30 protein-coding genes are annotated in these 17,238 nt (G+C 30.4%); 13 read left to right on the top strand and 17 right to left on the bottom strand.

Annotation, left to right across the window (positions count from 1 at the left end; genetic code table 11):
- Positions 1-10 precede the first annotated feature (10 nt).
- Positions 11-340, bottom strand: a complete 330-nt coding sequence (locus NADRNF5_RS06425) for a hypothetical protein (RefSeq protein WP_048116308.1) — start codon at positions 338-340, stop codon at positions 11-13.
- A complete protein-coding gene (locus tag NADRNF5_RS06420; protein ID WP_148313080.1) occupies positions 337-603 on the bottom strand; it encodes a hypothetical protein in 267 nt (88 codons plus the stop codon). The genes NADRNF5_RS06425 and NADRNF5_RS06420 overlap by 4 nt, the downstream gene beginning before the upstream one ends.
- 70 nt (positions 604-673) lie before the next feature.
- Here NADRNF5_RS06420 and NADRNF5_RS06415 point away from each other — a divergent pair, with 70 nt between their 5' ends.
- The gene (locus NADRNF5_RS06415; RefSeq protein WP_048116304.1) at positions 674-1,234 is read left to right on the top strand and encodes a hypothetical protein; all 561 of its coding nucleotides are present in this window, start codon (positions 674-676) and stop codon (positions 1,232-1,234) included.
- Between the two features lies 1 nt (position 1,235).
- Here NADRNF5_RS06415 and NADRNF5_RS06410 read toward each other — a convergent pair whose 3' ends face one another.
- The 3 genes from NADRNF5_RS06410 to NADRNF5_RS06400 all read right to left on the bottom strand — a co-directional run bounded on the left by NADRNF5_RS06410 (position 1,236) and on the right by NADRNF5_RS06400 (position 3,736).
- Complete coding sequence (locus tag NADRNF5_RS06410) at positions 1,236-1,835, bottom strand: hypothetical protein (protein WP_048116302.1); 600 nt, start codon at positions 1,833-1,835, stop codon at positions 1,236-1,238.
- Between the two features lie 308 nt (positions 1,836-2,143).
- Entirely contained in the window at positions 2,144-3,043 is a 900-nt protein-coding gene (locus NADRNF5_RS06405) for a hypothetical protein (protein WP_148313079.1), read from the bottom strand.
- A gap of 54 nt (positions 3,044-3,097) precedes the next feature.
- Entirely contained in the window at positions 3,098-3,736 is a 639-nt protein-coding gene (locus tag NADRNF5_RS06400; RefSeq protein ID WP_160289395.1) for a hypothetical protein, read from the bottom strand.
- A 97-nt stretch (positions 3,737-3,833) separates the two neighbouring features.
- Between NADRNF5_RS06400 and NADRNF5_RS06395 the strand changes: the two genes are divergently transcribed.
- Positions 3,834-4,769: a hypothetical protein gene (locus NADRNF5_RS06395; protein ID WP_048116298.1), complete on the top strand. Its 936-nt coding sequence runs from the start codon at positions 3,834-3,836 to the stop codon at positions 4,767-4,769.
- A 12-nt stretch (positions 4,770-4,781) separates the two neighbouring features.
- Positions 4,782-5,441 (top strand): hypothetical protein, encoded by a 660-nt coding sequence (locus NADRNF5_RS06390; RefSeq protein ID WP_048116296.1) that lies wholly within the window; start codon positions 4,782-4,784, stop codon positions 5,439-5,441.
- Here NADRNF5_RS06390 and cas1 read toward each other — a convergent pair.
- Together cas1 and NADRNF5_RS06380 are read right to left on the bottom strand one after the other, a co-directional pair.
- Positions 5,403-6,416 carry a CRISPR-associated endonuclease Cas1 gene (gene cas1, locus NADRNF5_RS06385; RefSeq protein ID WP_048116294.1) on the bottom strand — a complete coding sequence of 338 codons (1,014 nt, stop codon included), beginning with the start codon at positions 6,414-6,416 and terminating at the stop codon, positions 5,403-5,405. The genes NADRNF5_RS06390 and cas1 overlap by 39 nt on opposite strands.
- Positions 6,413-6,889, bottom strand: a complete 477-nt coding sequence (locus tag NADRNF5_RS06380) for a hypothetical protein (RefSeq protein ID WP_048116287.1) — start codon at positions 6,887-6,889, stop codon at positions 6,413-6,415. The genes cas1 and NADRNF5_RS06380 overlap by 4 nt, the downstream gene beginning before the upstream one ends.
- Positions 6,890-7,163: 274 nt before the next feature.
- Here NADRNF5_RS06380 and NADRNF5_RS06375 point away from each other — a divergent pair, with 274 nt between their 5' ends.
- From NADRNF5_RS06375 to NADRNF5_RS06365, 3 genes are all read left to right on the top strand, one after another.
- A complete protein-coding gene (locus tag NADRNF5_RS06375; protein ID WP_048116285.1) occupies positions 7,164-7,547 on the top strand; it encodes a nuclear transport factor 2 family protein in 384 nt (127 codons plus the stop codon).
- Positions 7,548-7,668: 121 nt separating this feature from the next.
- Positions 7,669-7,974 carry a hypothetical protein gene (locus tag NADRNF5_RS06370; protein WP_237089222.1) on the top strand — a complete coding sequence of 102 codons (306 nt, stop codon included), beginning with the start codon at positions 7,669-7,671 and terminating at the stop codon, positions 7,972-7,974.
- 98 nt (positions 7,975-8,072) lie between these two features.
- Entirely contained in the window at positions 8,073-8,567 is a 495-nt protein-coding gene (locus NADRNF5_RS06365) for a hypothetical protein (RefSeq protein WP_048116283.1), read from the top strand.
- Here NADRNF5_RS06365 and NADRNF5_RS06360 read toward each other — a convergent pair.
- The gene (locus tag NADRNF5_RS06360) at positions 8,564-9,070 is read right to left on the bottom strand and encodes a hypothetical protein (RefSeq protein ID WP_148313078.1); all 507 of its coding nucleotides are present in this window, start codon (positions 9,068-9,070) and stop codon (positions 8,564-8,566) included. The genes NADRNF5_RS06365 and NADRNF5_RS06360 overlap by 4 nt on opposite strands.
- Positions 9,071-9,156: 86 nt before the next feature.
- Between NADRNF5_RS06360 and NADRNF5_RS06355 the strand changes: the two genes are divergently transcribed.
- Positions 9,157-9,345, top strand: a complete 189-nt coding sequence (locus NADRNF5_RS06355; RefSeq protein ID WP_048119260.1) for a hypothetical protein — start codon at positions 9,157-9,159, stop codon at positions 9,343-9,345.
- Between the two features lie 36 nt (positions 9,346-9,381).
- On the opposite strand, the gene NADRNF5_RS10710 is transcribed toward NADRNF5_RS06355, so the two are convergent.
- The 4 genes from NADRNF5_RS10710 to NADRNF5_RS06345 form a co-directional block, all read right to left on the bottom strand.
- Positions 9,382-10,110: a 3D domain-containing protein gene (locus NADRNF5_RS10710; RefSeq protein WP_052661895.1), complete on the bottom strand. Its 729-nt coding sequence runs from the start codon at positions 10,108-10,110 to the stop codon at positions 9,382-9,384.
- Positions 10,107-10,277: a hypothetical protein gene (locus NADRNF5_RS11150; RefSeq protein ID WP_160289394.1), complete on the bottom strand. Its 171-nt coding sequence runs from the start codon at positions 10,275-10,277 to the stop codon at positions 10,107-10,109. Before NADRNF5_RS11150 ends, NADRNF5_RS10710 begins: the two co-directional genes overlap by 4 nt.
- Entirely contained in the window at positions 10,274-10,414 is a 141-nt protein-coding gene (locus tag NADRNF5_RS11365; RefSeq protein ID WP_192828300.1) for a hypothetical protein, read from the bottom strand. The genes NADRNF5_RS11150 and NADRNF5_RS11365 overlap by 4 nt, the downstream gene beginning before the upstream one ends.
- 175 nt (positions 10,415-10,589) lie before the next feature.
- Positions 10,590-11,591, bottom strand: coding sequence for a TackOD1 domain-containing metal-binding protein (locus NADRNF5_RS06345; RefSeq protein WP_048116279.1), 1,002 nt, complete (start codon positions 11,589-11,591; stop codon positions 10,590-10,592).
- A 229-nt stretch (positions 11,592-11,820) separates the two neighbouring features.
- Between NADRNF5_RS06345 and NADRNF5_RS06340 the strand changes: the two genes are divergently transcribed.
- Genes NADRNF5_RS06340 through NADRNF5_RS06330 form a run of 3 tightly spaced genes read left to right on the top strand, consistent with a single transcriptional unit; the run spans position 11,821 to position 12,937 of the window.
- Positions 11,821-12,399, top strand: a complete 579-nt coding sequence (locus tag NADRNF5_RS06340) for a hypothetical protein (protein ID WP_048116277.1) — start codon at positions 11,821-11,823, stop codon at positions 12,397-12,399.
- Positions 12,400-12,441: 42 nt separating this feature from the next.
- Complete coding sequence (locus NADRNF5_RS06335; protein WP_048116274.1) at positions 12,442-12,669, top strand: hypothetical protein; 228 nt, start codon at positions 12,442-12,444, stop codon at positions 12,667-12,669.
- Positions 12,670-12,706: 37 nt separating this feature from the next.
- Positions 12,707-12,937 carry a hypothetical protein gene (locus NADRNF5_RS06330; RefSeq protein WP_048116272.1) on the top strand — a complete coding sequence of 77 codons (231 nt, stop codon included), beginning with the start codon at positions 12,707-12,709 and terminating at the stop codon, positions 12,935-12,937.
- Between the two features lie 2 nt (positions 12,938-12,939).
- On the opposite strand, the gene NADRNF5_RS06325 is transcribed toward NADRNF5_RS06330, so the two are convergent.
- Complete coding sequence (locus NADRNF5_RS06325) at positions 12,940-13,365, bottom strand: hypothetical protein (RefSeq protein WP_048116270.1); 426 nt, start codon at positions 13,363-13,365, stop codon at positions 12,940-12,942.
- A gap of 90 nt (positions 13,366-13,455) precedes the next feature.
- Positions 13,456-13,680, bottom strand: coding sequence for a hypothetical protein (locus NADRNF5_RS06320; RefSeq protein WP_048116268.1), 225 nt, complete (start codon positions 13,678-13,680; stop codon positions 13,456-13,458).
- A gap of 202 nt (positions 13,681-13,882) precedes the next feature.
- On the opposite strand from NADRNF5_RS06320, the gene NADRNF5_RS06315 reads away from it, so the two are divergent.
- On the top strand, positions 13,883-15,313 hold the full coding sequence (locus NADRNF5_RS06315; RefSeq protein ID WP_237089221.1) for a coiled-coil domain-containing protein: 1,431 nt from the start codon (positions 13,883-13,885) through the stop codon (positions 15,311-15,313).
- Here NADRNF5_RS06315 and NADRNF5_RS06310 read toward each other — a convergent pair whose 3' ends face one another.
- Entirely contained in the window at positions 15,314-15,931 is a 618-nt protein-coding gene (locus tag NADRNF5_RS06310; RefSeq protein WP_048116264.1) for an O-methyltransferase, read from the bottom strand.
- A gap of 99 nt (positions 15,932-16,030) precedes the next feature.
- Between NADRNF5_RS06310 and NADRNF5_RS06305 the strand changes: the two genes are divergently transcribed.
- Positions 16,031-16,411, top strand: a complete 381-nt coding sequence (locus NADRNF5_RS06305) for a DUF6659 family protein (RefSeq protein ID WP_048116262.1) — start codon at positions 16,031-16,033, stop codon at positions 16,409-16,411.
- Between the two features lie 29 nt (positions 16,412-16,440).
- Positions 16,441-16,788, top strand: coding sequence for a hypothetical protein (locus tag NADRNF5_RS06300; RefSeq protein WP_048116260.1), 348 nt, complete (start codon positions 16,441-16,443; stop codon positions 16,786-16,788).
- Here NADRNF5_RS06300 and NADRNF5_RS06295 read toward each other — a convergent pair.
- Both NADRNF5_RS06295 and NADRNF5_RS06290 read right to left on the bottom strand, forming a co-directional pair.
- Positions 16,785-16,991, bottom strand: a complete 207-nt coding sequence (locus NADRNF5_RS06295; RefSeq protein ID WP_048116258.1) for a hypothetical protein — start codon at positions 16,989-16,991, stop codon at positions 16,785-16,787. The two genes, NADRNF5_RS06300 and NADRNF5_RS06295, sit on opposite strands and share 4 nt — an antisense overlap.
- Positions 16,975-17,208, bottom strand: coding sequence for a hypothetical protein (locus NADRNF5_RS06290; RefSeq protein ID WP_048116257.1), 234 nt, complete (start codon positions 17,206-17,208; stop codon positions 16,975-16,977). The genes NADRNF5_RS06295 and NADRNF5_RS06290 overlap by 17 nt, the downstream gene beginning before the upstream one ends.
- Positions 17,209-17,238 lie beyond the last annotated feature (30 nt).

Below are 17,238 nucleotides of genomic sequence, written 5' to 3'. Positions count from 1 at the left end.
GAAAAGAAATTCAGAATTTGAATCTGAATCGTCTTATTGGTCTGTTTTTATTCTTTTTTGAAGTTCCTATCCATGTCAAAATCTTGAAGGTTGTTCCAACGACTAGTTTTCCATCGTTTTTGGCCTTTAGCCATAGTTTTAACAACCCTTTGTTTGCAGATTCAAAACTATGTAGAGGAATAATTTTTTCCTCTCCATCTACTATCGCTGGAACGTTTTCTGAATATTCCGATTTGGAAATATTTGTTTCAGTAACTTTGACTAGTAGCGTATCTGGATTTTTTTCAGATTTTGACATGTATTGTCCCCATTTAAGAAATGGGGTGTGTGTTTGACTCATTTTTTACCTCCTTTAGGGTTTCCACATGTACAAGGTGATAACTTGATAAACTGTTCACCTTGTTTTTGAACTAAAGATACTTCTAATCTTGTAGGTTCTGAATTATCACACATGTTTGATAGTGCAACTTTTGGAAGAGCAATGACTCGAGATTTGTTCATATCGGATACTGCTCTAGATCCAAATTTGGTTTCAATAAACTCGGAAACCTTGTTTTTGGAGATTTTTATGCCTGTCTTAGGCATATTCTTTACTTTGTTCATACTATAATCTATGTTAGGAGTATTCTTATAGGGTACATTATGTACCCTAGGGTACTTAGGAGAGGGGTACTTGGATTATATTGAAAACGCAATTTACAAGGAAATTAAAAAACACAACTCGTTACGTTGGGGAGAATTAAAAAAATTAGTTGTTCCAAAAACATGTTCGGATAGACCATTCAGAGAAACTTTGAAAAGAATGGTAAAAAATAAAATTGTTGTTAGGACACAAGTGGATAAACAAAATGTTCATTATGCTACAAAATCATCTAAACTTTCTGAAAGTCTTATTGCATTTTTATCCGATTATGAATTGAAAAAACTAGAAGAGCATTTGAACTTATATGATAAGAAAAATATTAAGCTTAATGCACTACAACGAGCTAATTCTTTTTCATCTTTTATGAAAGTTATTGGGGGAATTGAACTTTTTTGGAAAGAATTTTTTGAACAATTTCCATCTATTAAGAATAAACAGTTTGAAAAAAAATTTGAAAAATTAAAAGATAGATTTTATGAATTATATCTCACAGACGAATCAAAACCCGACGAATGGTCAGAGATTTTTGCTAGCATATACAGTAATGAATCATCAGTATGGTATAAAGAAATTCAAAAAACTCTGAAGTAAATTATTGATTTTTGATACATTCTGCATGCCCCCATTTCTGAGACAAATAATCACATGCAGCCTGTAATGTTTTATCCTTGATTGGAATTTGTTCTTCACATACACAGCAATAGTAGATGTGTTTTTGTAATTCTACATGAGAGTTATGTGCAACAGATAATGCATAGTGAATATGGCCTAGTTTGTTTTTTCCAACTTGTTCGGATATCCCATCAGCATAATTTACCAAATTATTTATCCAGTATTTTGGCACTAGCATTTTCTCTTCAAACTCTAAATATTCTTCATATGATTTTTTAACATATTCGTAATTCAGGCCAGTCTCAATGATTACATCAGTTGGTTTCTTGTTTTTCTTGAATAATGAAAATACTTTTGCCTTGTCTGGATCTCGATTGTTTTCAGGCAATTTAGGCTCAAATTTAGCCTTAATTTTGCTGATTTGTGAGGGATTGTATCGCTTTATGTTCCCTGAAATATCAAAGCCAGTCTTTGCGATTTCTCGAAAGTTTGTTCCTGATTTTATCATCTCATAGAGTTTCTTTTCGGCCTCATCTATTGTGCTGAATTTAAGAACTGTTTCTTGTTTTGTCTTACTCATTTGTTGCAGTCTTGTTTTTTCTTGAATACTTGTTGTTGGTTATTGTGTTATTCTTGTTTTTCTAAACTTGAGTTTATTTTTCTTGTTTATTCTTGTATCTGATAATTATTCTTAAATCGATAGTTGATTTTTAATTTAAAATAATCTATATCGAGGCTAATTACGCATATTTGAAAATAATCTCATAACAAATCTCTATGATCAAACGGAAATCAAATTGGTAGACTGCAAGTTTTGGTCATGAAATTGACAAGGAATTTAGCCCCACACAACCAACAGTTGAATTATTTCAGAAACTTATAGTAAAATTATTTAGAGCTAGGAATTATGTTTTGACCACTTTCAAAAATTATATGACTATTAATGGTTCCTTGAACTTTTGAAACTCGGACAAAAACAGAGCCATCAAATCCATCCAAAAAAACTTGATGAGTACGCATCATGGCTTTTTTTCTACCTTCTAAAATTTTTGTATCTTTGTTAGGCATTACTATGACTGGCGATTTAGGATGGTCTTCTTTTTTATTTGATTTTGAAATAAAAAATTCTACATACCAAAAAAAAGGACTTTTTTCTTTATCATTTAATTCTGTAACTTGAAATATTCCATTTTCCCGGGCCTTTGTAATTATTGGCAATCTTCGCTTTATTTCATCAAGAGACTCATAAAGTTCAAACCTTAATTCTTTTGGTAATAAATCCATTTTATTCAAATCAGATATCTTGAAAATGAACCACAAGTAATTATTTTCATCAATTTTTTTTGTTTTTTGTGATTTGAATCTTGTACCGTCAAATTCTTTTTCTTGAACAGTAACATGCCAAGAATCCAAATTATTCTCTAGCGTAAAATGATCTACGTGTTTTTCAATTCCATTTGATAATAACTCATCTTCTCCAAAATTGAGAAGTCTTTTGTCTACCACACCAGGGAAAAATATGATGTTTCTGTTGGTATGGCTAAATGCTCCTAGTACATGATACTTTTTTTCATCACGAATGAAAACATATGTGATTTTTCCGGGATATTTTGCATCATTAAGAATTTTTCTAAAAGGACGTATCATGGAATGGTTTACATCAGTACAAATTCCCGATCCTTCAGGCATTGAATATCTGATTTTTAACGTTGGCGGATTGTCGATTATTCTATAAGAAAAACGTGCAACTCCTAATATTCCACCAGTCCACTGTGATTTTTTTGCCATGTTTTTAGACCAATTCCATTTGAGTATCATTCATCTGTGTTGCATACATTTTCATTAAACACGAAGTGTCAATACGTTATCAAAGAAAAATAATTCAGACTTCCAATCTAAAATTTTATGTAATGGATTTTGAACTGGGGGCCATTCATTTCTACCTTCAAAAACTCCCAAATTTGTAATATGCCAATTTTTTGAATCCAAAATAAAATCACGCTCTTTTGTTAAATTTAATTTAATTTCATATGCAATATGTAAAAGACTTGAAAGAGCGGCAAGTCCATGAATTGTGTTTTGTAATGAACCATATTCTAATCCTTCCGGAAGAGAATGCTTGAGTTTATTGTATGCCTCCCACCACATAACATTGTCTGTATTACTTCCTAATTCGTTAAATGGATGAAGTATTTTGTATCCTTGATATGCTGAATTTTTAAGAATGACTGAATGACTAGTAAACATCCTCTTCTGGTTTAATTCGGGATAATAATCCCAAAACCCAGGTTTGTTTTTTTCTGTTGTGAATCCCAAAGCATTGAAAATTATTTTGGTCATTGCCTCTATTTGGGGTCCAATGCCCAGTAGAATTGAAGCCAATAATGGAGATTTGGTTAAAGTCCAATCATTATCAACATAAGGCACAATATCGCTAAATTGAAGGAATTGCTTTTCATAAATCGAACATAATTTTCCCATTTTAATTAATTGTTCATCCAGTTCCATGATCTTAGTTATTTTTTTAGTGTATTACTTTTTCCAATATGCTTAAGTTCATACAATTTTGAAAAGGATTATGAGTGATGCAGAACAACAACCTAGGGGAAACATTACTTCATTTATGGATGTGCCATATCCAAGAAAAATTTGGGACAGTATTAGAAATGGAGATGAAGTGGATTTTCAAGAATTAGTTAAAACTGGAATGGTGATGGCATTCATTACACCATATGATGATGAAGTTAATCGATTACAGGATCATATCAAAGATTGGGCTAATAGAAATAGAGAAGCATATGTTGTTGTAAATTTTGAGTCTGATCAAAAATCTCTTAATCGATTTTTAGAAATCAACAAAAATAATGGACGTGTGGATCATACTGGATTAAATCAATTATTTGAAAAAGTTTGTATGTATTCATCAGTACTCTCCGAACATCAAGATGATACACACCCAAGTTTGGTTTCATATAAAACGCGTATTATAAAACTCAATTCAGGAAAATACACTGCATATTATCTTGCAATTTCTAGCCATCCTGATTTGATTGATGATCAAAGATTAGATCAATTAATGGCACAATCTAGAGAAAAATTTGATAAAAATCTAAAAAAAGCAGAATCAAATAATAATGATTCAGATTCTAATGAAGCATCACCTACAACTGTTTACAATGTAACCGTTGGGGAAATGAATAATTCAAATCTTCAAGTGGGCACGATTAATTCAAATCAAACTATTAAACAAAATGATTTAGCTGCCATTAATGATTTGATTTCTCAGATGAAAAATTCGATGGAAACATTACAAGATTCTGTTAAAGAAAAAATTATTTCTCAAATAGAATCTATAGAATTGCAAACCAAATCTGATTCACCCAATAGACAAATAGTGTCAGACGGATTAAAATCAATTCACGGTATATTGCAGGCAGTTCCTAGTGCTCATGGGACTATTACCACAATAATTTCCAATTTAGATTCAATTCTCAAATCTTTGGGAGTTTTCTAATATCTTTATACCATGTCGACACAAACCAACAAAAAAATTATAAAAAAATTTTTTGATCTTTTAGAAAAACATGGATTAACCGATTACAAACAATTTCCAAAATTTAATGTAAGAACGCAACATATCCTAAAAAATATCCAAGAGTCAGGAAAGACTTACAAAGAATTTGAAAAGGTTTTCAACGACCAACATAAATTAAAACAGTTTTCAAATAATAACAAAAATAGTTTTTTTATTGATGACATTCACTCAAGGCGATTAATTGCAAATTATTTTATTTTTCATAGTTTAAACTACATTGAAGCACATCGTCTATTTTTGATAGAAAATTTGAAAGAAGGTGTCAAAATTGGTAAAAAGAAACAAAAGATTTCTTTGAAAATACCTCTTGGAACATTAATTGTAGGCATTTCCCAAGAAATTTGTTTCAAAGATTTCCAAAACTTATTTCCAAAAGACCTTCGCAATATGCTAGGTCACTCATCATGGTGGTGGGAACATGGAAAATTTGTTTACGAAGATGATAAAGGAGTACTGATCAAAGTAAGTTTTCCTAAATATACTGCAATGATGAATATTTTCTCAAAAAACATGTGTGATCTTGTGACTGAGTGGCTAAGTAGAATTCCTAAATCAAAAAATCGACTTTTCCATAGTACAATAATCTATTAAATTTTGAACGTAAATTTTTCCAACCGTTATCTCTTGAACGGATTTCAATCCCAATTTTGTCTTCTTTCCGTGCCTAAAGTCAAACTTTATTTCTTTAGAAAATTGCCTTTCTAACAATTCCAAGAATCGTTTGATCAAAGCATACTCAATTACTATAGTTCCATCTTTTGTGTAACTATACTCTTTGAGTTTGATTCTATTTCTCTTCTCTTTGTTGTTTGCAATAGTATAAACAGAATTATCAACTAACCAGCGAAATGGTTCTATGATGTCATACACTAAGGGTTGAAATCCAGTATGGGTTTTGTGCATGAATCCAAAATAAGGATCCAACCCAAACCCACAAACAAATTTTGAGATTTCCCCTGCCAGTACAGAATACCCGTAGTTCAATAAAGCATTGATGATGTCAGTTGCATTATTCTTGCTACTGCGTATATGAGATTGATTTCGTGACTGAAAATTATATTTTTCAGGAATAAATTTAGCAAATTCTAACCAATATTTTCTAGCCGAAGCATTCTCTTTCTCTGGGAGTTCAGTAATGTCACTGCCAATTAATCTGAGTAGTTTTAGTTGGGATTGTTGCTTCGCAGATATGATTTGCTTACGCAGATACTTACACTTCTCAGGATTTCGAAATGTATCATACTGTGCCATGCGGTATTTGGTTGCAGTCAGTGAATCCATCATAGAATGACAGAAACTGACTGGCTTTCCATGATTATCAAGTAAAATGATATTTCTGTTATTTTGAGAAAGTAATGATAATGCTTCAGTTGAAACATATCCCTTACCGGAAAGAACTATTTTCTCATAAGGCATATTTTTGACAAACCACTCTTCTTGTTCTGGTTTAGAAAATGGATCATGGTTTGATTTGAGAATTATTTTGGAATCTTTTACTGATATTGAGTGACCGTAGCCTTTGAGAAATTTTATGTTGTAGTGATTTTTCTGACCTTTTTGAGTCAATTTGTAACATTATTAGCTTGAGGTACAATAAGCAGAAAATACCAATAAAAAATAGCCACTGACAAACCCATTAGAATCATGTAAACTCTCAAGTTTGTTTTGAAAGCATAATTTTGTTCAACATTTCTTTTACGATTTCCATCTTCCTCTCTTTCAGTATTTCCTATAACCAGATCATCAACAAATAGAAACCAAGAGGTTATCACAGCATAATAAACTGGCAATATTATCCAAAAAGTTTCAACTTTACCTAAAATAGGAATAAATGCAGAAAACGGAGTAATCATCAAAAGTAAAATTTGAAAAGAATCTGTGACATATTTCTCATTCAATCCCTTTTTTAGCAAAATTAGAGTTCCACTAAGCAAAGAAATCATGGCTGCGGTGAAAAAACTATTGATTTCTTTTTTTTCCTCAGGAGTTTCAGTTGGAATATGTTGATGAGCATTTACTACAACTGTGATTACAATCACAAAAATGATGATAGGCCATCCATATTTTTTAGGAATTTTTCGTTTAGAATAAGGATTAGTTGATTGAGATATGTTCTGTTTTTGTGAGGTTATGAAATAAGCTTTACGAGAACCGTCATAATTTTATTCGTAAACGGGGGGCTCTGCCTTTTTATTGATAAAGAGTAAAAGGGCAAATTTCTTTTTGTTCCCAAAAAGTTGGGAATAACTAAGATTGTGATTTGAGTTTATTTGTTGGAAATTAGTTATTATTACATTATTCAAAAATTATTTCATGTCAAATGTGGAATTGATAAAAAAATTCTATCATGCTTTCAAAAATAATGACCAAGAGACCTATCTTGCTTTGTGTGACGAAAATATTGAATGGCAGTTAGCTGATGGTATGCCAAATGGAGGAAAGTTTGTAGGAAAAGATGCAGTCTTCAATGAATACTTTCCAAAAATGTTATCAAACTTTAAAGAATTTCATGCCATTCCAGAAAATATCTCAAATATGAAAGACCACATTATGGTGACTGGAAAATATCATGGTATCTCAAATACTGGGAAATCTTTTGATGTTTCATTTTCACATGTTTATCATATCCAAGATAACAAAATTGTTCAGTTCAGACAGTTTACTGATACCGATAGAATTCAAGAATCACTGAATTGACAATTAAAAGTAAGAAAGGCTATTCATTAAGATTAATTTTTTTCCAATATGTTCAAGTTCATAATTCTAAATTTTGATCTATAAATATGGTCAATCAAATAATTGGGCAATGTCATCGATAATGAAATCTAAATTAAAATTTCTTCTGATTTTACCCATACTTGCAGGGATTGTTTATTTTGGAACTAGTATTGGTGATTTCGATATTTTAGAAAGCATGGATACCAAAAGATGGATGTTAGAGCAATTTACAATAAATTATGAAGCAATGATGATTGCATGTAGTGAAGACAATCTTAATCCTGAAGAATTACAATCATGTCTTGATGCATTTAATGAAGTACGGGAATTCTGTGCAATTGAGAATACAGAGGAATGTGGTGATGAAAAAATGGAACAACTAGAACAAAAATTGTTAGAAATCTGAAAATTTATTTTTATGAACGATTACGTCCCCTTTTGTGCGTAGTTAGTTGGCAATAACTCACGTTATAATTAAAAATTGTAGAATTTAACCAAATCATAATGTATGCTGTTTGGTTTGTATTTGAAAAAAATGATGCAGAGTATTTTACAAATATTATTCAAGAATTGAGTACAAAATATAACTCTCAGTCATTCAAACCTCACATTACTGCTTATGGATTAGTTGATGTAGATCTTGAGAAATTAGATAAAATCGTTACAAATAGTATCCAAGGGCAAAAATCTTTTGTAATTGAAAAAAGTAAAATTTCATATTCAGATGTTTTTTGGAAGACATTGTTTGTTGAATTTAAGCCAAATGAGCAATTGATAAGAATAAACAAAAAATTAACAGAACCTCTTGAATATTTTTCAAAATATGAGTTTATTCCACACGCAAGTTTGATTTACAAAAAAATGAATCAAGATGAGCAGCAAAAATTAGCAAATTCTATTTCAATCAAAGATCATTTTAAAGTAACTGGAATGTGGATTCAAAAATTCCATGAAGACATTGACAAATGGAATATTGTCAAAAAATATGCGTTTAGTTAAGATAAAAATCTCAATTGCTCATCTACTATTATGCCATTACTGAGTAAAAATGACAAAAAATTAACATATTCGGAATCGGAGATTTTTCCTTCATTCCTTAATTCAGTCACTTTTTTAATCCAAAGTGGAATCCCATCATCAAATTCTTCAAATTTTTTTTCAAACATTGCATCAAGTGCATCTACTTTGGATTTGTATTCTGTTTTGATTTCTTCTTGTCTATCAACAAACTCATAAAAAACATCTCTTAGCATTTGATTGATTTGTTCAGCAGTTAATGTTGGATCAGATTTACTTTTTTCCTGGATTGCTTGTTTTTGATCTTTAAAGAAATTACTTGATTCTTTGAATTTTTCTTTGAATTCTTTTTCAAGATCCCATCTCTGATCATCATAGATTTTTTTGATCTCCAAATACTGTTCGTCAGAGTCAGCTGTTACAATTGAAATCATCCCAATAAAGAAAATAACTATCAATCCGAACATGAGGGATGTTTTTTGCAATAATGTGAAATGACATTTTTAGCATTAAAAGAAGTCCTCTATTTTATGAATAAAGGATAAAAATGCACAAAATTCAACCGAAACCAATGAATTTCAACTGTGTTTTCACCTCTTGCAATTACAAACGAAATGATATTGAGGAGAAGGAATTCATAAAACACTTGAAAGAATTACATGTTGATGAAATTCTTGATATTTCAAATAAAGAAAACATTCCAGTTTCAATGGCTGAAATGATTATAGTGTCAAACTCCAAAGTATTCATAAATTCATAGATTCTAAAGTGAATATTAAAAAATTAAACCTGAAAATTATTCATCAATAAAACATGCGACATTGTTGTATCCTGTAATCCTGTAGGTCTCCTCTTCAGCCTGACTACCTTCTCCTGTAAAAACATCAATGTGCTTGTTCTTTACTGATTCTCCGACATCATTGGCAGTAAAAATTACTTCATCCCATGGCTCAAGCAGAGTTGAAATGAATATTTTTGAGCCTAATTCATATAATGAAGGATCAATGGCAATGGTTCCAACTTTTAGTGAGTTTCCAAAATTATCTAGCGGGATTTTATTTAGATGAAATTCATTTGAATACCACCCCAAATAATCCCCATCATTTGTTCTGCCCCATCCTTCCATTTTCACAGAATTTACAAAATCATAATCATATTCGAAGAGATGATCATCAATTTTAATTTCGAATATATGACTGGAGTAATCTGATTCTACAGGTATGAAGTATCCTGTAACATACCATCCATCATCACACGAATTTTCTTTGTATGCAAAGTCTTCATACAATACAGTCAATAAAAAATTTGATTTATAGTCATATTCCTTTTGTAGTGCTAATGGCAAGATGTTGTTTTCATTTAGGAATTTTACTGCATTAACTAGTTCTACATCTGAAATTTTATCTTCTATCCAAAAGCCATAAACCTGCAATACCCAATTGGGAATTTTTGATTCTTTTGCAAATGATTCACTTATTCCAAATGTCCCAATCAAAATCAACGCAATTATGATTTCAAGTTTCATCTCTTTGATTTTCTTTGATTAAGAAGTGATGTGATTTTTTTTAATTCTGAAAGAATTAAAATTTGGATTTCTTTTTCGTTTAACTTCAAAAGTTCTTGAGTTTGCTCGTCTGTGAACTCCAACTCTTCATCAATTTCTGAGTAAACATCAGTAGATTTTTCAGTCATTCTTCATCTTTGATTTTGCTCTTATTGTCTTTTTCATTAAAGAGCAGGTCTGAATCCCCTTCTTTTTTCTTATATTCTTCATACTTTTCTTTCTGTTTTACCATCTTTTCTCTAATTTTCTCTTCAAATGAGGTCATTTTTTCTCTAATTCCTGAATTCTCTCTTCGAGTTTTTTTACTTTGTTTCTCAATTCGATATTTTCATCTCTAAGCGAATCAATCTCTTTTTGATGCAATTCATTTAGATCCATGATTTTTTTTAGAATAATTCTAAACTTAAGCTTATTGGATATGGGCTTAAACAATAAACAAATTATACCATCTGATTTGAATTGGAAATTGTATTCATAATCTCTTGATTGGTGATTTCCTCATCAGTATTCTCAGATTCTAATGGCTCTTTCATCCACATGAATGTTGGACTGTCAATCCATTTCCCATCAAAGAAGGTAAATTTATTCCCACATTTGATGCAGTTCATATCAATATCTGGATTTGGGAATCTTTCTGTGCAGTCTTTACAGATAAATAAATTTGACATTATTCTATAATCCACTCCTAATGCTTTGATCTCTTTTTGACATTGGGGGCAAATATCATCTTTAAACATAATATCTGGATGAACTGAGCCACAATCATAATGCTCTATTAATCTTGTTTCAGAAAAATTTGAACTTGCACATTTTGGGCAAGAAAATATTGTTGATGTATTAACTGAATTGCAATTGGAGCATAAAATTTCTCTAATTGAATTCATTTGCATGACATCTCCTTTAGACTTTAATTTCTGTAAATATGTTAAAACTTGTTTTGTTGACAATCCACAATTTTGTGAAATTCTAGTTATGCTCGTTCGATGAACTGCTTTCAAATGTTCCTTGATTCTATCTGATTCTGTCTCCACCCCCAATGTCTCATCAAGCTCAAATTCCTCTTTTATTGTTCTGATCACCTCTTTCATATTTTCAAAACGTAATGGTTTTGGCATATAATGAGAAATCCCTAATGAAAATAAGCTTCGAACTGATTCTTCATGTCTGTCTTTTGATGTTTCTAGAATAATTTTTGTAATTGGCATTTTTGATAATATGTTTGGAATTATTTCAGCTGCACTCATGTCTGGCAAATGATATCCTACAAAAACAATGGGTGTGATTTCAATCTCCACTAATTCATTAAATTTTCTAATTCCCTCTTCACCCGTTTCAGATTCGATAATTTTGCTAAATCCAATTTTTTTAATATATTGAGATAGCATAATTCGTACTGCCTTACTATCCTCAATCACCAAAATAGTTGAATTGTAAAATCCCATAATCTTCATGAGTTTTTGGGATAATATTCAGATGTTTGAATGCCTTGAACGTACAAAAATTAGGTATTATTTACTGTGAAATATTGATGATTTCTCATCAAACCCCACATGTGTTAGGTGATTTGTCTCACAAAATTTGTATTTAATATCGATGGATAATTTCTCTGTAAACTTCAAGACCGATATTGATTAATAGGTGACCTGTATAATATAGGTCGACCTAGTTAAAATGAGTCAATATGAGCCTAATCTGAAAACATATGAGCGTGAGAGGATAGTTCTTGAAATAATTCGAAAAAATCCAGATTTGCACCATAATGCATTGATGAAATTAATTGTTCCAGAATTTATGGCAAAAACAACATTTGAAAAAACACGCGATATGCTAATTGATAAAGAAATCATCACTGTAATTACAAAAGCAAATATGAAATTTTATACTCCTTCAAACAATTTTGAGGTAAAATCCCAACATCAAGTAGAACGAAACACTACAAATTATTTTCATGATTTAAAGTCTCTGATTAAGCGACTGGATACTGATTATCCGCATAAAGACATTGATGAAAAAATAAACATGGCTAATTTGATATTAAGAAATCTGCTACAAACGGATAATGGATTTACAATTTTGGATGCTGTTAAAAATCCTAAAAAGACATTGTACAAAGATGAGCACTTGGAAATACAACAACTAATTCACAAGGTTTTTGAAATAATTCGAAATGATCCTCATTCTGAGATTATATTTCCAGCTATAGTCAGTTATTTGGAATTTATGATGCCTCAAAATTCATTAAATAAATAGAATCTCATCTAGTTATTTATTCGGGATAGTGCACCCATAATTATGGGATTGTTATATACAAAATTTTACCTTGATTTTGATGAAAATGACTGGAAACAAATTTCTAATAATCCAATCGTCTTTCAAACCATAAAAGACAATGTCAGTATAGACATCGAAGAATCCTCACATAAATCATATAAATTAAATTTCAAGAAAGGTGGAAAACTGCACATGTTTAGAGTAACTGGAAAATTTCGCCTTACTTGGGATGATGAAGACGTTCTCTAGCTGAATCAAATAATAATGGGATTTTTAAAATAATCTTATGTCGTTAGCAGAAAAAGTCTCTATGATCATTGATGACTTTGAGAATGCATCTTCAACACAAATTCTAGAAGTTCTAGAAAAAATGATGCCTGAATTTAAAAGCAATTTAACATCTGAATACCTTCAGGGTAAAATGCAAAAGATTTTAGATTTAGATGATGAATCCGAAAAAAAGAAGCAATGCAAGGCTTTAATGCCATACTTGGATTGGTATTTGCAAGGATTGTAAAATTATTCTGAAAATTGTTTTATTTTTTGCAATGCAATTTTTATGGTATTTAGATCGTCTCTAGCTTCAACCATATTACCAATAAGTTTCACAAAATATTCGTGACCGGTGTCTTGTGCTTTCTTTATGTCTGCATCATAACAAGAAAGGGCTTTTTCTATAAATGGAATATCTTCTTCTAATTTCTTCAATTCATTAGTATCTGATAGACTATTTTGTATTTTTAGTAACATTTCATCAATTTTGGGGATTGTTTTTACTGCTTGTTGATTTAAAACTGATGAAAACATTGCAGCCGCATCTTTTAACTCTGGACTATTACCAATGGTTTTCAGTCTATTTCTATAATGATTCAATGACTTGATTACTATCTCATAACCCCCCTCATCTTTCAAATAGATTGATCCAATCCAAAATTTGCCTGGCATTTACAATCCATCTAAAATTTGAAGATATAATTTAGTTTTGAAATAATATGTACAGATATTTTCTGATGACTACCTAATGTTTCCTAGTGATTATACATCAAAATTTTCTTGTATTGGTTGTTGATTTTTACTAATCAAGTTTAGTAAAATTCCTGCCAAAGTAACACCCATTCCAGCCAGACCGATAAATGTTCCAATGTTTTTGATTAATCGTAAAATTGAATCTGTCTGACCAAGTTCTATAGAGTAGAACATTACTAGACCTGCAACAAACATGACTGATCCTATTATAATTACTGGAAACCCTGTTTTCATATCGAAGGTATTTAGTTCTAATTAATAAACGGCAATAGTTTGCCTGATGATCTTTGCAATGTTTTTACATTAGTGAAAATAATTGGGTTTGAATTTTGTGCTAAATCACCTAAAATTCATGTATATGTGAATTTTTTTTAAACAGTTATCTTTACCAAATTATATAAAAAAGAATCAAAAGAGGCCAGAAAACTTGAACCAATTGAGCTTAACCGAAACCATTGAAAAAATAAACTCCTTAATTGATTCTGGTAATGGTGATGCTGGTAGATTGTATCACATACTAGAATATGTAAAAAATAGGGAGCCCCTATATCACTCAGATCAAGTTTATCTAGAAAGCAAACTAAACTCATCCTTCTCACTTGAAGATGAATCTGGTAATGAAGACAATGAATTACTGTATAAAATTAAAGAACTCATTGAGTTAGGCGTTGGTGATCCTGGAAGATTACAGCATATCCATGACATGATTGTAAATAACAAATCACTTTATCAATCTGACATAAAATATCTAGAATCAAAACTCAATTCATCTATTCGATCACAAGATGGAGTTCTTGAATTAACTCAAACACCAAAACATTCCTCACAACACAAAGAAGATTTGATACTTTCTGAATCAAAAAATGATATACGTGGAAGTATGCCAAAGGGATGGAATCAAAATAATGATTCCAAAGAACTTGTAGAAATCTCCACTCATATTCAAAATGAAGAACAAAAAATTCAACAACAAGAAAAAATCTCTAATGAGCTTACTCATCAGCGTACAAAATTAACCCAACTTATCAATCACAGAAAAGAATATGAGCAAAAATTAACCCAAGAAAAATCTACACTCGAATTACAAATTAAAGAAGAACGAGAAAGGATTCAAACCCAAACAAAACTATCGCAAGAAATTATTTCCCAAAAAGAGGAGTTAATCAAAGTTAAAAAAGATAGGGAAAAAATACTGAAACAAATTGATACTGAAAAAAATAAAATAAAAACCGAATTAACTGAGCAAAAAAAGCAATTGGTACAAGCTCAAATCGAACAGGAAGAAATTGAAAAACAGGTAGAACATGAACAGAAATTATTAGCTATAATGGCTGAAGAGCAAAAATCACGCCTAGCAGAGCAGGCAAAAATCGCCCATGAGATTAAATCAAAACAAGAAGAATTGGAAAAAACCAAAACAGAATATGCAGAAATTGTTTCTCAAGTCAATGCAGAAAAAGCAAAATTTGAGGAATCAGAAAAATTAAGAAAATTAATTCAAAAACAAGAAGAGGAATTAATTCAAGCTAAAGAAAGTAGACTTGATTTAATCAATCACATTTCAAAAGAAAAAGAACTAATTTCAAAAAAGACCCAACAAGAAAAGGAAAAACTAAAATCTCAGATCAAATTAACTGCCCAAATTAAAAAAGAAGAAAAAATTTATGATTCACTCCGAAAGAAGCATGAAAAAATAGAAAAGCAAATTAAAATTAAAAATAAAAAATTAAAACAAGAGCAAGAAAAAATTAAAAAACAAATTGATGCCAAAAGTAAAAAATTAAAATCCCTTGAAAAAAAGTCCAAATCTACAAAATCTCAAACTAAGAAATCTTCTGCAAAAAAAATTAAAAAAGATAAAAAGTAATCATTTTATTTTAATTGTAATCTCTTCACCATTTCCAATTTCTGATGTTATGGTTATGATGTTGGGATTTGTTTTTAAATAATTTGAATATTTTTTCATATCTTCTCTATATTTTTCTGGATACAACATATTGTCTGTAATTATCACTCCTTGCAATGAAACCATTGGAAGGACTGTGTCAAAATATTCTATGATATTTTCCTTATCTGCATCAATTAAAACAAAATCAAAAAAATTTCTGTAGTTTTCTTTCTTACTAAATTCCTTTAGAATATTCATTGCTTCTCCCTCCTTGATGATGATTATGTCTTCAATTCCGGCTTTTAGAAAATTTTCTTTAGCTCTTTTGATTTTTGACGGGGTGTGCTCAATTGATATGATTTTCCCTGAATGCTCTTTGATTGCTTCTGCACACCAAATTGTCGAATATCCTACTGACATGCCTATTTCTAGCATATTTTTTGCATTTTTTAGGCGTAAAATCATGTTAAGTAATTCCCCTGTTTCTTTGGTTATTGCAAGCATCCTGTCTTCTGGTAAAACATTGACTTTCCTAGATTTTTCAAGTGATGACTGTTCTTCTAATTTTTCCAGAACCTTTAGAATTGATTCATTCATGAATTGTCATATTCTCAAATGAATTTAACTATAATTCTGCGTACTTTATCTTTAAAGTGTTTGATAGCTTATATTTAGCAAAATTATTTTTTAATTCACATGGCATCTGCAAAAAAAACTGATCTTTTGGAGATTGTTCAGAAAATATTAAACTTGGATCCTAAAATGAGATTTGCGGCTATTATTGATCCCAAAGGCAACATACGTGAAGCTATTATGAAGACTGGTAAAACCAACCTTAAAAATCAAAAAGAGGAAGAACATTTCTGTCAGCAGGTTGCTCAACGAAGATCAATGAGAAAAGAATTTGATCGTTCACTTGGAAAGGTTAGATATGTCCATGTAGAGCGAGAGAAAGTCTCTCAAATGGTAATTTATACAAAAAGAAACATCGTGTATTTTACTATGGAACCTGAAATGCCAATTGATGCAAAAATTAGATTAATTACTCGTATAAAGAAAATTACTTTGAATCTTTAGAGATTGTTTATTTAATTTCTTTCAAACTAATGACTTTTCACAAATATCTTGGCGATTCTAAAATGTTCGAGTATGACAAACATTTCAGAGAGTGCCAGCAGCTAAACAAACCATTCATCAAGGCACGAATAAATCCCAATGACGAAAAATATCACGTTCAAATTGATTTGATTACTTGTAATTATGAACTAACAAAAAAAGAGCAAGAAGAAATTATTCAATTATTCAAGGATGAACTGATACATGCTAAAATCCCATTTAATACAAAAAAATTTAGTATGGATAAAGAGTTGGCATGGTTTGATGGTATATCTTCAGAACACGTTGATAATTTTTGTAATAATCTTTATGATTTAACACAAAAATATCATGATTAAAATCTAATCAAATTCTTTATGATTTTATCCACAACTTGAACTTCTTGTCTTCTTTCTTTTATGATGGTTTCATTCCATTTTTTTGCAAATTCTGATTGCTTGTCTAGTTTTTCTAACTCTTCGATGTATTTTATGAGGTGGATTTTGTAGTCTTGAAGCAAGTCCAAGTGCTTATTGTGGTTTTTTTCAGTTGGTGTGGCCATTCCATTCTTCCTCTTTAATCTCTGGAAACATCTCTTTTATTCTAATTCTGTCTTTTTCCATCGCGTCAATTCTGTTATCTAGATGATCTTTGACAGCTTGCTCGTTTTCTTGCTCTTTTTCTTTTTGAATATTTGAAATGATTTGGGTTAATGACTTGTAGTATGCAATATGCTCAATTTTAGATCTCTCTGATTTATCCTCTTTTTTTACATCCATGAGAAATTTATATTTTAATTGAAAATAAGT

It is taken from the genome of Nitrosopumilus adriaticus (assembly GCF_000956175.1).
GTDB lineage: Archaea > Thermoproteota > Nitrososphaeria > Nitrososphaerales > Nitrosopumilaceae > Nitrosopumilus > Nitrosopumilus adriaticus.
Note: the sequence above shows the minus strand (reverse complement) of the source record. Positions and strands in the feature narration are given on the sequence as shown.